At 42.0% G+C, this 14,833-nt stretch carries 18 protein-coding genes and 2 pseudogenes; 16 read left to right on the top strand and 4 right to left on the bottom strand.

The window, feature by feature from the left end:
• Window positions 1-35: 35 nt before the first annotated feature.
• Window positions 36-1,163, bottom strand: a complete 1,128-nt coding sequence (locus tag AB9P05_RS21020) for a 1-acyl-sn-glycerol-3-phosphate acyltransferase (RefSeq protein ID WP_371910805.1) — start codon at window positions 1,161-1,163, stop codon at window positions 36-38.
• A 106-nt stretch (window positions 1,164-1,269) separates the two neighbouring features.
• Between AB9P05_RS21020 and AB9P05_RS21015 the strand changes: the two genes are divergently transcribed.
• From AB9P05_RS21015 to AB9P05_RS20990, 6 genes are all read left to right on the top strand, one after another.
• Complete coding sequence (locus AB9P05_RS21015; RefSeq protein WP_371910804.1) at window positions 1,270-1,404, top strand: hypothetical protein; 135 nt, start codon at window positions 1,270-1,272, stop codon at window positions 1,402-1,404.
• Between the two features lie 658 nt (window positions 1,405-2,062).
• Window positions 2,063-2,353, top strand: coding sequence for an immunity 53 family protein (locus AB9P05_RS21010; protein WP_371910803.1), 291 nt, complete (start codon window positions 2,063-2,065; stop codon window positions 2,351-2,353).
• A gap of 383 nt (window positions 2,354-2,736) precedes the next feature.
• Window positions 2,737-3,153, top strand: a complete 417-nt coding sequence (locus AB9P05_RS21005) for a hypothetical protein (RefSeq protein ID WP_371910802.1) — start codon at window positions 2,737-2,739, stop codon at window positions 3,151-3,153.
• 146 nt (window positions 3,154-3,299) lie between these two features.
• Entirely contained in the window at window positions 3,300-3,596 is a 297-nt protein-coding gene (locus tag AB9P05_RS21000; RefSeq protein ID WP_371910801.1) for a hypothetical protein, read from the top strand.
• A gap of 246 nt (window positions 3,597-3,842) precedes the next feature.
• A complete protein-coding gene (locus AB9P05_RS20995) occupies window positions 3,843-4,292 on the top strand; it encodes a leucine-rich repeat domain-containing protein (protein ID WP_371910800.1) in 450 nt (149 codons plus the stop codon).
• A 99-nt stretch (window positions 4,293-4,391) separates the two neighbouring features.
• A complete protein-coding gene (locus tag AB9P05_RS20990; RefSeq protein ID WP_371910799.1) occupies window positions 4,392-5,402 on the top strand; it encodes an RHS repeat-associated core domain-containing protein in 1,011 nt (336 codons plus the stop codon).
• A gap of 321 nt (window positions 5,403-5,723) precedes the next feature.
• Here the strand turns inward: AB9P05_RS20990 and tnpA are convergent, their stop codons facing one another.
• On the bottom strand, window positions 5,724-6,170 hold the full coding sequence (gene tnpA / locus AB9P05_RS20985; protein WP_371910798.1) for an IS200/IS605 family transposase: 447 nt from the start codon (window positions 6,168-6,170) through the stop codon (window positions 5,724-5,726).
• 89 nt (window positions 6,171-6,259) lie between these two features.
• Here tnpA and AB9P05_RS20980 point away from each other — a divergent pair, with 89 nt between their 5' ends.
• The 5 genes and pseudogenes from AB9P05_RS20980 (at window position 6,260) to AB9P05_RS20960 (ending at window position 8,197) form a co-directional block, all read left to right on the top strand.
• On the top strand, window positions 6,260-6,430 hold the full coding sequence (locus AB9P05_RS20980) for a hypothetical protein (RefSeq protein WP_371910797.1): 171 nt from the start codon (window positions 6,260-6,262) through the stop codon (window positions 6,428-6,430).
• A 205-nt stretch (window positions 6,431-6,635) separates the two neighbouring features.
• Entirely contained in the window at window positions 6,636-6,779 is a 144-nt protein-coding gene (locus tag AB9P05_RS20975) for a hypothetical protein (RefSeq protein ID WP_371910796.1), read from the top strand.
• Between the two features lie 12 nt (window positions 6,780-6,791).
• Window positions 6,792-6,905: pseudogene (locus AB9P05_RS20970) on the top strand (RHS repeat-associated core domain-containing protein); the annotation flags it as partial.
• A gap of 33 nt (window positions 6,906-6,938) precedes the next feature.
• Window positions 6,939-7,619: a hypothetical protein gene (locus tag AB9P05_RS20965; protein ID WP_371910795.1), complete on the top strand. Its 681-nt coding sequence runs from the start codon at window positions 6,939-6,941 to the stop codon at window positions 7,617-7,619.
• A complete protein-coding gene (locus AB9P05_RS20960) occupies window positions 7,616-8,197 on the top strand; it encodes a hypothetical protein (RefSeq protein WP_371910794.1) in 582 nt (193 codons plus the stop codon). Before AB9P05_RS20965 ends, AB9P05_RS20960 begins: the two co-directional genes overlap by 4 nt.
• A gap of 178 nt (window positions 8,198-8,375) precedes the next feature.
• On the opposite strand, the pseudogene AB9P05_RS20955 reads toward AB9P05_RS20960, so the two are convergent.
• A pseudogene (locus AB9P05_RS20955) lies at window positions 8,376-8,989 on the bottom strand (transposase); the annotation flags it as partial.
• A 51-nt stretch (window positions 8,990-9,040) separates the two neighbouring features.
• Here AB9P05_RS20955 and AB9P05_RS20950 point away from each other — a divergent pair.
• The 3 genes from AB9P05_RS20950 (at window position 9,041) to AB9P05_RS20940 (ending at window position 10,509) form a co-directional block, all read left to right on the top strand.
• Window positions 9,041-9,358 (top strand): hypothetical protein, encoded by a 318-nt coding sequence (locus AB9P05_RS20950; protein WP_371910793.1) that lies wholly within the window; start codon window positions 9,041-9,043, stop codon window positions 9,356-9,358.
• 42 nt (window positions 9,359-9,400) lie between these two features.
• Window positions 9,401-9,754, top strand: a complete 354-nt coding sequence (locus AB9P05_RS20945) for a hypothetical protein (protein ID WP_371910792.1) — start codon at window positions 9,401-9,403, stop codon at window positions 9,752-9,754.
• 350 nt (window positions 9,755-10,104) lie between these two features.
• Window positions 10,105-10,509, top strand: coding sequence for a hypothetical protein (locus AB9P05_RS20940; RefSeq protein WP_371910791.1), 405 nt, complete (start codon window positions 10,105-10,107; stop codon window positions 10,507-10,509).
• Here the strand turns inward: AB9P05_RS20940 and AB9P05_RS20935 are convergent.
• Entirely contained in the window at window positions 10,480-10,842 is a 363-nt protein-coding gene (locus AB9P05_RS20935; RefSeq protein WP_371910790.1) for a hypothetical protein, read from the bottom strand. The genes AB9P05_RS20940 and AB9P05_RS20935 overlap by 30 nt on opposite strands.
• 196 nt (window positions 10,843-11,038) lie before the next feature.
• Between AB9P05_RS20935 and AB9P05_RS20930 the strand changes: the two genes are divergently transcribed.
• Together AB9P05_RS20930 and AB9P05_RS20925 are read left to right on the top strand one after the other, a co-directional pair.
• Window positions 11,039-12,892, top strand: a complete 1,854-nt coding sequence (locus AB9P05_RS20930) for an ABC transporter ATP-binding protein (RefSeq protein ID WP_371911376.1) — start codon at window positions 11,039-11,041, stop codon at window positions 12,890-12,892.
• A 125-nt stretch (window positions 12,893-13,017) separates the two neighbouring features.
• Window positions 13,018-14,805 (top strand): glycoside hydrolase family 15 protein, encoded by a 1,788-nt coding sequence (locus AB9P05_RS20925; RefSeq protein WP_371910789.1) that lies wholly within the window; start codon window positions 13,018-13,020, stop codon window positions 14,803-14,805.
• The last annotated feature ends 28 nt before the right edge of the window (window positions 14,806-14,833 follow it).

Genomic DNA, 14,833 nt, shown 5'->3' with positions numbered 1-14,833 from the left:
GAAAGCCGAAGCAAAATAAAAAAGACCTATACTTTTTACGTAGAGACCCTATAGCGATTAATTACCGGGTTAGCGTACATTTCCAGTAGCCATTTTTCCATCTCTGCACGCTCGTGGTCCATTCCCTCCAGCTTGTGGTGAAAATAGTTTCTGGCAGACTGTTCCTCGCTGGTATTGTAGTGGGTATCTTTAAATCGCTTATCGTTCATCAGCATATCATAGGCCACATAGTTAATAGGCCATAAGTGATAAGTTTGATGAATACGGCGGTCGATCATTTCCGCCAGCATGGCTAGCTGGGTATTTTTCACTTTGGTACTTTCCAGCAACGATAGTTCCTCATCCAGCGCCGATGAAACAGACAGGTGCACCCGGCCTTTCATCCCGTTGATGCCGGTGATCATGCTTTTGAGGTCGTCGTCAGGCTTTTTCCTGTAGTTGTGATCTGCCTGCTTAGCCCATCGCTCCTGCACCTTTAGCATATCACACGGATCATACTCATAGCTGATAGCAACAGGCGTTATGCGTAGTTCCGAAAGGTTTTTTATCAGGTCCTTATCTCCACTGATGGTCAGCATTTTAAGCAAACCCTGCTGTGTACGGTCATTGCCGTCTTTAGTCCGGCCTTCACGTTGGGCTATCCACACCGATTCACCATCATTTACTATGGAGCTCCTGATGTAAGAAGACAACTCCTGGGAGTACGCATACATTTCTTTTGGAGGCACATTACGTCTTACCAGGAAGCTCTTGTTCAGCTTAGCCAAATGGGTGACGATGGGAGAGACCAGCAGGTTATCACCAATGGCAATGCGGCTGGTTTCCAGCCCTGCTTTGGCCAGTTGATAATTCAGAATAGCCGAATCCAGCACGATATCCCTGTGATTGCTCATAAAGAGATGATTTTCACCATCCTCAAGCAGGTCAAGCCCGGTGGTGTGTACCTCCATGGTGCTCCGCCTGAATATCTCCTCTATCGCATGATAAATGATCTTGTACTGCCAGTCTTTTACTGTATGGAGTGAATTCAGTTTTTGCCGGAAGTCTTCGTCACTGGTACCTGGAAAGAGGTACTCGTAGATGCCCCTGAACGTTTCCGAACCTGCCAGAGCCTCCATTACCTGCGGTACTTCTTCGTCTGAGTATGGGGCTATATTTGTCATCTTTTCCTCCGTCATAATTCTGCCTGTAGAGCCGCGAAAGTAATAAAAACTTTGCGATAATAAGCCCCGTAAGTCATTCAGTGGTCAGTAGCCTGTAGTATCTTTCATGGCCACCAGCCTGCCGGCAAACCTCATAAGGGTAAAGCTACAGGCAGCCAGGGCCGGGTGCCGCTCCAGCTTCCGGGTAAAGCTATTATCTCTTATACAAGCGGATGATCACATGGATGGTTATGAGCGATGATCAGGCTAATGGTCCCCTACTTGATGAAGGGGCAAATACCGTTTTGTATTCTATGTGGGTAGTGAAATCCGAACCTGAGGTGGCATTCACGATACCTGACATGCTATTTTAGTAATAAGAAATAGTAACATTAATACATCAACCGCTTCAATCTTGATCCACCTACTGCATTTATGTAGTTGGTAGATATTTAATAAGTCTTAAATCTGTGGCTGTTATTTCGATTTACCTTGTTGTGCGAGGACATCCGGGTTTAGCCGAGGACTTGTACAGTCAAAAGAAGAAATGATTAATCTCGTGTGAGATGAAATTTATTTTAGACGACATGGACACTACCTTTTACATATCACCTGAAAAAACCAAAAGGCTAATGATTAGATCCAGTATTCACAGAAATTTCTCCTTAGCAACTGACGAAAACAAAGAGTCATGGTATAAAATGTAGATGCAACCCGTCGATTCTGCTGCTAAAGGTCAGTCATTAATGAGTTAAGTTACTACCTTAAAGATACGATTGAGAGTAAGAAAGAAAGGGTGGTTTACGCATCATTTAAGCAAAAGGCTCACTAAGGATTTTAGGGATAAAACTGTATAAGGGAAATATAAGGAGAGCAATAAGTGAAGCCCTTCCACAGAGGCAATAAAAAAATAATCTTGCATGAAAAACATTCTGTTTATCCAAAATTGGTTTGCATCTCAATGTGATGGAGATTGGGAGCACGACTATGGCGTTAAGATTGAGACCATAGATAACCCAGGATGGTCTGTGGAAATAGATTTGAAAGATACGGTTAACGAAACACTTAGTATTGAGTACCAGCTTATGGAAAAAAGTAAGAATGATTGGTATGGATACCAAGTTAAAGATGGGGTCTTTAGTGGAGGTGGAGATCCTTCAAAATTAACCGTTCTATTGGATATTTTTATTAACCTCATTGTTGAACAGTAAGAATTGCCATATGAAAGCTTATCGGTCCATTCTATTCATGATAGATTACATCCAATCAGTTGCTGATCATTAATGACAAAAAAAATTATCAATTTGGTTTTTGTGACGATTATTTTTAGCTGTCATGATTCTCACAAGCAAACGCAGCCTACAGAATTAGCTGAGGATAGTATCGGCTACACACCGAGTTCGTATGTAGAAAAAAAGAGTAGTAATGACACTTTTGCTATAAACAATGAAATTTTTGAAAGCTACAAAAAAAACCATACAACACAATTTTTGATGTGGTTTTCCCTAATTACATTCAAATATTAGACAGTTGCAATGTTGATATAAACAACGACGCTCTCCTCGATATTTTAGTTGTAGCATCGCCTATACCTTTGGATAATTCAGAAGACACCATTCATACAGAATATGATCGCTTAAATAGATATGTGATAGAAATAATAAAACAGGATAATGGCAATAGAATTAGAAACACCTACAAAAATCTAGTTTCGAATATTGGCGGGGTATTATCAAAATATAGCGGAATAGAAAACACCTCAAGTGGCATAATTATTAGGCATATGTCAGGGAGTAGGTTTAGCTGGGTTTGTGAAGTTGAATTAACCAACCAAAATTCTGACAGTTTATATATTACTAAATGGAAGAAAGTGTGCTCTTTTGGCAAAAAAGAGAAAAGTTTGGAATTGTATTACGAAAACCTTTCTTTAAATAAATTTAGCATCAATGATTCAATAAAGGCTAATTGTAATTGCGATAATTATTGGAATGAATTGATGGAACATAATTAATTAAAAACCCATAACAAACACTATTACATAGTATTACCAAACTTTTGCCATTAGATACATTTTACATGAACTAATACTTAGAGGTACAAGCCCTATACACGGGTGCTGGTACGGAGAATGTAGATGAGGCTCTGAGTTTCGGGGCGATGTTCCTGCGGGCATTCGGCATCCCTACCAGTGGGAAGGGCTCAATAAACCCGGCGGATTTTGATGGCTTTGCTTTGTTACCAACCTCTTCACCAAACGGTGATCTAACGAAAGGGGACCTGAACTACCTAAACTTCGATAAGGAGATGACCTTTATCACGGCTAGCTTCGACGTAATTACGGCGGAAGCCAATACATCTCAGACACTTTCGTTATATTTAACGGCTGACCAGGAAGGATTCGTGTTTGTCTATGTTACCAACGAAGAGCCCACCGCTAAGGACATTTTTAGGTGACATTGTAGTGTAAGAAGTAGTAGGTTAAATTCAGTCTGAATCGAGGAAATCGCTGCGGACAAGTACTTCTGGTAAATCAGCTAATAGTTTTGGAGTGAATGCTTTTAGAAAAGGTAGTGCTGAGGGATATCAAAATGGTTTAAAGACTTGGCATAAAAATTCACAATTTTATTCAGCCTATAAAAGAAGAAGGATGACAAATGTAACGCCTACTTTATTGAAGAGATTAATAAGCAGATAGGAAAGATGAAATTGGAACAACTGTTTATATTAATATTATTTATTGGATTTATGGGCTGTAGTGTACAAAAATACAATTCAGAAGATTACTCTCAGTATAAAGTTTACACGAATCTCAAAAAAGCTCTTAAAAACAAAGCTGATGTAAAGGTATTAGTTTTAGCCAGTGATGGGCTAAAGGATTTTCCAATGGAAATTACTGAATTAATAAACCTGAAAGTACTTAATTTAAGTAATAACGAAATTACGCATATTCCCAAGGAAATCAGTGATTTAAAACAGCTTGAGAGATTGGAACTCATGAAAAATAAGCTCAATGGATTACCAATAGAGATAACTGATTTAAAAAACCTTAAAAGGATAAATATAGCTCATAATGGTATTAATAATGAAGATGTTCAGCTTATTAAGGAAGCTTTACCAGACTGTTTTATTATTACGGAAATAGTTTTGTGAAATAGACTATATGACTAGTCATAAATAAACGTTCCGCAAGGCAACCCGAACGGCGATGCTGTTAAAGGGTACCTGAACTACCTGTACTTCGATAAGGAGATGACCTTTATCACGGCTGGCTTCAAGGGAATTACGGCGGCAGCCAATACATCTCAGACACTTTCGTTATCTTTAACGACTGACCAGGAAGGATTCGTGTTTGTGTATGTTACCAACGAAGAGCCCACCGCTAAGGACATGTATTTTGATGACCTGAAGATCACACATACACCTACGGTAGTGGTGCAAACAGACAGCTACTATCCCTTCGGCCTTAGCCATGGGAATATGAGCTATGTGAGGGAGGGTAGGGCTAAGAACCAGTTCCTGTATAATGGTAAAGAGCTGGTGGAAGGCTTTGACCTGGGTTGGTATGATTATGGTGCGAGGTACTATGCGCCGGATTTGGGTAGATGGCATGCGGTGGATCCGCTGGCGGAGAAGTATGTGGGATATAGTCCCTACAACTATGTACTGAATAATCCGATTATTTTTATTGACCCGGATGGGCGAGGCGTAAATGGAGGATTTAGTATTACTAATCGCTCTGATGAAACAATAAAACTGCAAGGAACAAGCCTAACAGTTCGAAAGGGTACAAATGTGCCTGATGATGAACAATGGGTTGAAAGCGCCAATACTGAATTGTGTTTAAGTCCTGGGCAAAGATATGAAGCCACCTTTACATCTTCGACTTTAATCGATGAAGAGGGGCAAGAATTTACAGTTAACTTTTACAGTGGTAGAGTAGTAGATATAGAAAATGGAGACATCGTCCAAGAAAATGCTGGAATATATGATGTAGATAGGATAATAGTTGAAGATGATCAAGTATTTGAATTATCTAATGGGGATAAATCCAACTCAAAACAGAATGTAAAATTGGGATCTTCTTTTATGGATGCTGCTTTACAGAATGGTTTAGATAAGATTGGCATACATTATCCTCCGGATGAAGATGACAGAAATGAGGGGAATGTTGAGATTACAAATGGTGAAAATGGAACAATAAAAGTGGAAACTACAGGAGAATTTGAGAACCAGCCAAATCCTAAATTAGAGAAAAAATGAGTCGGGTTATAAAATTAATCTTTACGGTAGTCATCTCGGTAGTGATATTATATTTCTTAATGTTCACTTATAGGATTCTGCACCCTTTTAATTTCATATATTCAAGCTCCTCTTCTTTCTTAATAGAAGAAGCCGATTTTTACATGGATTTGTATCGTCGTACTATGAAAAAGGAAAAGTTTAATCAATTGGTGTCCAATTTAGTTGAAAAAGGTAATGATGTAAGAGTATTAAACTTCGTAAGTAAGTATTGTGTTAATAATAAATTACCCCCACCAAAGGAGGGGGTTTTCAATGGTTATTACCCCCAAAGGGGGATAGTCAGTTATCGAATAGCGGGATATCTATATCCCCATCCTCTTTCTTATCCTCCTTCTCCTGATACTTAACATACCGCTTTATCTTTTCTTCATCTATGCCTACCGTACTTACAAAATAGCCTCGTGACCAAAAAGGATTGCCCCAATAGGGTTTTCTGCGAAGACTCTTGAAGTTCTTAAACATCATGATCGCTGTCTTACCCTTGAGAATACCCATGAAGTCTGATACACTAAGTTTCGGAGGTATACTACATACCAAATGAACGTGATCTGGCTGAATGTTCAACTCTTCTACCTTGACCTCCTTCCATTCACATATCGTCTTTATCTTATTCTCCAACGTATCTGCAACAATATCACGAAGTATACGGTGGCGGTACTTCGGGGTCCATACTACATGATAGACACAATAGTAAAAGCTATGCGATAGCTTACGATACTTGCTCATTCCACAATATACCCCTACTGGCATAGCCCTCAAACATGACCACCGTCTAAGACGGTGGTTTTAATTCGATTAATAAAATATGCCATCCATTGCCATCTATAAAATCTAAGATCAATACTTTTAGAACCTTTCCAGCCGATACTATGTGGTATGTTTATTTAGGAAATAAATATACACGCGGTTCTGATTTAGATATGGCTGCCGGGGAAGGAAATTTAATAGATAATGCTAAAAAATTAGAAATGATTTGTGCAGACTAGCATACACTATTACATATTAACTAGACATCATTTATCACCGTCATTAAGTAATTAGTAAGGCTTTGCCCGCACCACCGCAGCGGCAGAAAATAGTTTTGAGGCGCTGTCGTTATCATTCACCGCGGAGAAGGAAGGTTACCTGTTCGTATACGTAAGTAATGAAGAGCCACTTGCCAAAGAGGTGTATTTTGACGACTTTAGGATTGTGCATACACCTACGATAGTCGTGCAAACAGACAGCTACTACCCCTTTGGCCTAAGCCATGGAAATATGAGCTACGTGAGGGAGGGCAGGGCTAAGAACCAGTATAAATACAACGGTAAAGAAATCCAAGAGGAAACCGGATGATACGATTACGGTGCTAGACATTATGACCCACAGCTTGGTAGGTTCTTCACCCAGGATAGGTTTGCTACCAAGTATTTTAGTTTATCTCCATACCAGTATGCGGCAAATGATCCAATAAGAAACATTGATGTAAATGGGGATAGTATCAATGTTAGCAACTTGATTATTCAGAACGGGAAATTGAGTACAGAAGGTTTGTATGTACTATTTAATATGGTGTCAGATTTGAGTGATATCACCGGTCAAAATTTTAGTGTGAATGGATCTGGTAATTTGGTTAGTGATGGAAAGATAAATAAAGATAAGAATGGTAATCAAATTGGTAGTAAGTCAGCCAGGAAGTACGTGAACGGATTAATTGGATCAACAAGAGATATTAAAGTTACAAATGACAATAGTAAGTCAACTCAAGCAGGGGGGATTGGTAATGTTAATATAAACGCAGATCAGATTGATAATAATATTGCCTCAATGCAGAGTGCAGGTTTAGGAGAGTTAACTTTTGGCTATGGGATGTCCTTTTTGCACGAATCGATGCATACAGCAACAGGGACACTTGTTATGAACCCTAGTGCTACGACAGCCATTGGAGACCCACCTCCAACTACTCCAAATGCTCAGGGACCTACTGTAACAAATGTTAATGTGTTTAGAAATGAGTTAGGGTTACCAGAGAGGAATCATTACTTCTGGCAACAAACTTCAACGACTGCTCCAAAAACTATGAGGTGGAATCAAGGAGGAAAAACTACTACGGTAACTCAAGGAACGATGACACCAGCTGTTAAGCAACAAAGGAGGGGGATAATAAATGCAATCTTAAATTTTAGATGGCCATGATTAAGATTTTTTCCTTACTGATAATCTTGCAAATATCGAACTGCAGCTCAGTATCAAATGAGGATGCTATTTACTCAGTTGCGAAAGACTTTATAGTGTCATCGGAATCTGCAAAAGGGTATGCTCAAGAGGTTTTTGGTACAACTCAAGTGAATCCGTATGTTTCATCAGAATTGATACCTTTTAATTTTTCCAGTGTAGAGATTGATGTAATTAAAAGTAATTATTTTAAAGGATATAACGCATTTAGCGAACTATCAGAAGAAGAACGATCTATTGAAAAACATGTAATTGATTCGCTCAATACATTGGATAAAGCTTTTCGATCAGAGAGTAAACAAAGTGAAAATCCTAGTTTACCTCTTCTCTCAGAGGGAGACCAAAACAACTTCATAATATTTTTCTCTGAGCAAAAAGATGGAGCATTGTATGCTGAATTAATTGCGTATGATTCCAGCACCTTCAAAGACAAAAAGAAAGAAACGGTTCAATATGGAAAAGCACTGACGTACTTGTTTGAATTTGATTCGAGTGAAAAAATAAAACAAGTCTTTCAAGGCGAGACCCACTACAATTAATTAAAAAGGGCACTCAAATGGGTGTCCTTTTTTTACTGTGTAGCAGGCAGGTTTTTTTGAAAGAAATCCTGGAACTTCTTTTTGGTGAGCATGGTATTGTAGGCTTCCCCTAATTAGAACCGCTTATTAATTGACATTCTGTAACATATTGTAGTTCTCAATCACCCCGAGGGTACCCTAATACATCATGTACAAAGTCTATACTCCAGATATGATTAGGTGTTTCAGGCACTTCTAAGGACTGTTTAGGTCTGGCTGGCAGACGCTTTTTGACCTTACGCCTAAGAGGCAGCCCCAGATTCACATAGATGCGGTGTAATCGCTTATGATTCCACGTCTTACCTTCATTACGTAAACGATGATAAGCACTCCAGAACCCTTCCTCACTGTAGCATTCTGCCTTACACAATAAGACCTCCTCCAGTTCTTTATCGTCTTTGGTCAAAGGCTGATAGTAATAGACACTTTTACTCAGGTTGAGCACACGACATGCCCTGTTAATGCCGTAGGCCGGTGACACCTGATGGCAAATGTCTTTCTTTCCACAGGGCGTCAGAGCCGGCCGGCGACCCCGTTTTTTTCTATGATCTCTTTAGCTAGCTGGTGATCAAGGGCTAAACTGGCATACATCTGTTTAAGCTTCTGATTCTCCTCTTCCAGATCCTTAAGACGCCTCAGCTCCTGGCCATTCATGCCCGCATAGCGTTCCCGCCACTTGTAAAATGTAGCCGTACTGTCCTAACCCCTTAAAATCTTGGCGATCTTCTCCGGTGAAAACTTACTTCTTCTCATAATATACTGCTCAAAATAAAAACTATTCCTCTACTTTTAAACAGTTCGTTTTTGGGGGAAGCTTACAAGAAGAGCTACAATGTTAGGTATTCCTACACTGACAACTCAAAAGTATTTTCAAACAAAGAAGGTATCTCCAAGGAGATTTATGATCAGCAAATTGGAGATGTTGAGAATCTTGAAATTTGCTATAATAGAACTTTCCCTACTCTCAGCTATCTCAAAGGAAAGAACCTGGCACTCAGGAGAAATAAACTTGGAATGGTAGTTTCATCTATATTTATGGCTCTGTTTATCCTGATTGATGTGTTTGCCGATAAAGAAAAGTGGGCGAACAGATACGAAAAGGTTTTTGGAATACAGAAATGACTTTGCCTATTCAGTTGCTGCTAGTAACTACGAATAAAATCTATGAAGCCTTACAAAGAATTTTGGATATCATTTGTCCAAATTGGACCAGATCAAGGTTATCATTTTAACGACCTGATTGACTTAGAGCAAATAAGTAATGATACCTACGTAGGAGCATGGGCTAATATTATTACCCGTGCTGAAAAAATTGAAAATGCCATTGAGATAATCTATCAAGGAGCAAAAGAGAAAAACATGAAGGTTTTATTTATAGATAAAATTGAAAATATAGAAACCTTGATAGAGTACGAAGAATTAGAAACGAGTGTTATGGCTGAAATTGAATGGTTATTGAATTCCAACTACGTTTTTCTGATCAGTGATCCAATTTTCCCATACCGCGCGGGGGATTAAATGCAATCTTACAAGGCAAACTTTAAAGTACTGTGCTTACTTATGTTGCACTAAAAGCAACCTTATATCTACATGCGGATTTCAACGGCCTTTACCCTGTCGCCGACCTCTTCACCGAATGCAGCTATCACCAAAGGCTACCCGATCTCCCTTTACTTAGGCAAGGATATAGACTTTATCACCACCGTTTGAATGTGGTTTTTCCCGCTGGTGAAAAAATCTCAACTTTTTTGCCTGGCCCAAGCATCCCTCTGGTATTTCAGCGCGTCTATAGAGTGTAATACGGGAGCAAAAACATTCGTTATGTATAAACCGACCCCGTATGAACCTACTAACCAAAAACCGAGACCATGAAGTACCCTAAAGTTGTGACGCTCATTGTACTTACCCTGTTTATGTCGTCAGTATTCTCTTTCAGCCGCTATATGATCTCAAACCTCCGTTCTTTTCTGCCGGAAACTTCTATAGTAGCTCCTGCAACCTCTGATACCAGTCGGCTTACCATTGTAGCTCCTGCAGAAGGTACCCTATCTGCTGAAGACACTGGTGCGGAGCAACAACATGCCACCTGCAGCATTTCTCAACAGGAAAATGAAAATACCCGGGAACGGGGACTGAAAAGCGGTGCAGTGATTACGGAGTTAAAAGAAGCCATTCTGCCTGAATACAGCCTGCAGAACAGCCGGGCGGGTATGAATATACTTCAGCATGCGGGCATTGCCTGGTTATACGAAGCTTTTCTGGCGGGTAACTGATAAGACTTTCTCCTTATCAAACTCCGTAAGCAGGTTCTGAATGGTGAAAATATCGATACCCATTCTTAAACCAGTCTCCTTTAACAGGCGGTTACTTAAAAACCCTTCTCTGCCTTTCCGGGCATATTTAATTAGCTGCACAAAGTAGGAAGCACGGTCGGCTTTCATATCAACCTGAATAGCCTTCGGCAGGGCGGGCCTTTCATCCATATCAAAATACCTGGCCAGTACCGAGAGGCATTTTCTCTCATATTTACTGGATGTACCAAAGGCATGTATCACACCATGCAAGTACTGGTAGGTTTCTATGGCTTCTTTTCTTCTCTCCTCCATGATTTTGAGAATGAATTGACATTAAAAGGTAGCCTATCTCCTGCACATACCTTTTAATTTACCATCAAGCCTTCTTTATCCTTGTATTATCCGCTTACAATTGCATAACACCGGTTTGCAGGCCCCTGCCATTATTTTACTACATTGCCGTCCAAAATAACCCGATGCTATGAGTCTGCTAGACAGGTTAAGAAAGATGACGGGCTACACCCGCCAAAGAAGGATGAGCTTCAACCAGAAGGATGATAAACCGCTCACAATGAAAGAGCGTTTTGAAGCCCTTGGCCAGCTTCCGCCTTTCTTCAGGCTCATCTGGCAGACAAGTAAGAGCATTACCGTTGCCAATGCTGTCCTGCGTATAGTCCGGGCCGTGATACCCGTCACTATGCTATACATAGGCAAGCTTATCATAGATGAGGTGGTACTGCAGGCTCAGGCTGCCGAAGCCGATCTCAGTTATCTTACTACCCTGGTACTGGCCGAGTTTGGTCTTGCTATAATCAGCGATGTGCTTAACCGGGCCACCAGCCTGTTTGATACGCTGCTGGGTGACCTTTTCGCCAATAAGACCTCCATACAACTGATGGAGCATGCGGCTAAAATGGACCTGTTTCAGTTTGAAGACTCCAACTTTTATGACAAACTGGAACGGGCACGACGGCAAACCATGGGTCGTACCGTATTGCTGAGCCAGGTAATGGGACAGGTGCAGGATATCATTACCATGGTTTTTCTTGCTGTAGGGCTTATCGCTTTTAAGCCATGGCTCATCCTCTTGCTCATAGTGGCCGTATTACCTGCTTTTCTCGGAGAATCACACTTTAACGAAAGAGTGTATTCCCTTACCCGGAGCTGGACTCCCGAACGCCGGGAGCTGGATTACCTGCGGTATACCGGCGCCAGTGATGAGACCGCCAAGGAGATCAAGATGTTCGGCCTGGCAAATTTCCTGACCACGCGCTTCAGTACGCTGGCAGATAAATACTATGAAGCAAACCGTAAGATAAACATCAGACGCTCTATCTGGGGCACCATATTTGCCGCCATTGGTAGTGCGGGCTATTATGCGGCTTACGCTATCATCATTATTGATACGGTAAACGGTAATATAACGCTGGGTACCCTGACCTTCCTCAGCGGATCTTTCCAGCGGTTGAGAGGCCTGCTTGAGAGTGTGCTTGGCCGCTTTAATATGGTAGCCGAAGGCGCACTGTATTTAAAGGATTTCTTCGACTTCTTTCGGATGAAACCTTCAATAGCCCGTCCTGAAAAGCCAGTGCCTTTCCCTCAGCCAATCAGAGAGGGTTTCGTATTTGAGAATGTAGGCTTTAAATACATGAATAGCGAAAAGTGGGCGGTTCGCGGGCTCAATTTTCACCTTAGGGCAGGGGAGAAGCTGGCCCTGGTGGGGGAGAACGGAGCCGGAAAAACCACCCTCGTAAAACTCCTGGCACGTCTCTATGACCCCAGTGAGGGCCGTATCCTCCTGGATGACACTGACCTGCGGCACTATGACCCGACAGAGTTAAGAAAGGAGATAGGCGTTATCTTCCAGGACTTTGTGCGCTATCAGCTCACCGCTGCGGATAATATCGCCATAGGGCGTATTGAGGAACGTGACAACCGCTCCAAGATTGAGGAAAGTGCCCGCCTTAGCCTGGCGGATAAGGTGATAGAAAAGCTTCCCGATAAGTATGAGCAGATCGTGGGCAGGAGATTCTTGAAGGGTGTGGACCTCTCTGGCGGAGAGTGGCAAAAAGTAGCCCTTGGCCGTGCCTATATGCGCAATGCCCAGTTGCTTATTCTCGATGAACCTACTGCTGCCCTGGATGCCCGTGCAGAGCATGAGGTTTTTCAGCGGTTTGCCAGGCTCACCCAGGGCAAGTCTGCCGTACTGATTTCTCACCGTTTTTCTACCGTGCGGATGGCAGACCGGATACTTGTGTTGCAGGGAGGGAAGGTACTCGAGCTGGGAAGCCACGAAGAGCTGCTGGAAAAGGATGGAAAGTACGCCGAGTTATTTCACCTGCAGGCGGAAGGATACCGCTGATACATCCGTAGTCTGAGGCCTTACAAGCGGATTTATTGATGGTTTTTCCAAACTATTTATCCGATTCTTGGATAAAATGAAGGCGGACTACTATTTTACCGCTCATAAATTTCAGAATTCTGCATATGGCAAAAAAGCATACCTACGATTATGGAATAATAGGCAACTGTGCCTTCCTGGCACATGTACATAAAAATTCTAATATCGCATGGATGTGCTGGCCCCGATTTGACAGTAGTTTTATTTTTGGAAAACTGCTGGATGAAGAAAAAGGAGGGGAGTTTTCGATTACTCCTGATACTGAAGATCACTTCGTTTCGGACCAGTACTATATAAAAAACACCAATCTTCTAGTTACCGAAATCGAAAACGAGGAAGGGCGATACAGAATTACTGATTTTGCCCCCCGGTTTTTTCAGTATGACAGGTATTACAAGCCTCTCATGCTCATTCGTAAGATAGAACCCATCACAGGCACGCCCCGGGTAAGGGTTCGCTGCAGGCCTACGGGCAACTATGGTGAAATAACACCCCAAAGCTATCAGGGAAGCAACCACATACAGTTTAGCGGACTGGAGCGTGACCTGCGGCTTACCACTAATATCTCGCTGAGTTATATAAGTGACGAGGAATGCTTCGTGCTAAATGAGAATAAGTATTTGGTTCTCACCTACGGAGCTCCGCTGGAGGCTCCGCTCGCAAGCACAGTGGAGGAATTCTTATCCAAGACAGTCTCGTACTGGCGCAACTGGGTCAAGAGTACCAGTATCAGTGATTACTATCAGAATGAAGTGATCAGATCAGCGCTGGCCCTTAAGATTCATCAGTATGAAGATACCGGCGCCATTATCGCTGCCAGTACCACCAGCCTCCCCGAATCACCGGGTAGCGGCCGTAACTGGGATTACCGCTATTGCTGGCTGCGCGATACCTATTACACGCTAAATGCCTTTAACAATATCGGTCACTTTGAAGAGATGGAGCGCTATTTTAACTTCATCGCTAACATTTCTGCCAAGGAGCAGGACCGCTTTCAGCCCCTTTATTCCATTACCGGTGAAAAAGATATTGTAGAAAATATTATTGACCTGAAAGGCTACAAAGGCAACGGGCCGGTCAGGGTAGGTAATCAGGCCTATGAGCACATCCAAAACGATGTATACGGGCAGATACTTATCTCCCTGCTACCTCTTTATGTCGATCACCGCTTTATTGAAGCAGAGCGTCCGGGTAGTATCAGACTTATTTATGAAACACTCGATAAGATTAAAATGACGATGGATGAGCCTGATGCAGGCTTGTGGGAGTTCAGGGAATTCAGTCAGTATCATTGCTATACTTACCTCTTTCACTGGGCAGGTTCCAGTGCTGCGCTGCGTATTGCCAACCTCATAGAGGATGATAATATGGAAAAGATAGCCAGAGAGCTCAGAGAGAAGGCTGCTGCCAAAATAGAAGAGTGCTATGATAAACAGCGGAAGGTGTACACCCAGGCAACCGGCACGCCAAACCTGGATGCAAGTACCCTCCAGCTTATTATGATGAACTACCTGCCCCCTTCATCAGATGCAGCCAAAGATCACCTGAAGTCGCTGGAGAAGGAGTTGAGAACACCGGAAGGTCTCTTCTTCAGGTATAAGCATAAGGATGATTTTGGCCTGCCTGAATCCACTTTTCTTATTTGTGCCTTCTGGTATGTGGAAGCCCTGGCTTGTGTGGGCAGGGTAGACGAGGCTGCAGGATATTTTGAAAACCTGCTTAGCTACACTAACCATGTGGGGCTGCTTAGTGAAGATGTAGATGCCTCGACCGGCAGCCAGTGGGGCAACTTTCCCCAGGCCTATAGCCACGTGGGACTGGTAAATGCCGCCTACCGAATAGCTAAAAAGCTCGATACACCTAATTTTCTATAAAAAAAGCCCCGGATATTCCATCCGGGGC

This window comes from Roseivirga sp. BDSF3-8 (assembly GCF_041449215.1).
GTDB lineage: Bacteria > Bacteroidota > Bacteroidia > Cytophagales > Cyclobacteriaceae > JBGNFV01.
Note: the sequence above shows the minus strand (reverse complement) of the source record. Positions and strands in the feature narration are given on the sequence as shown.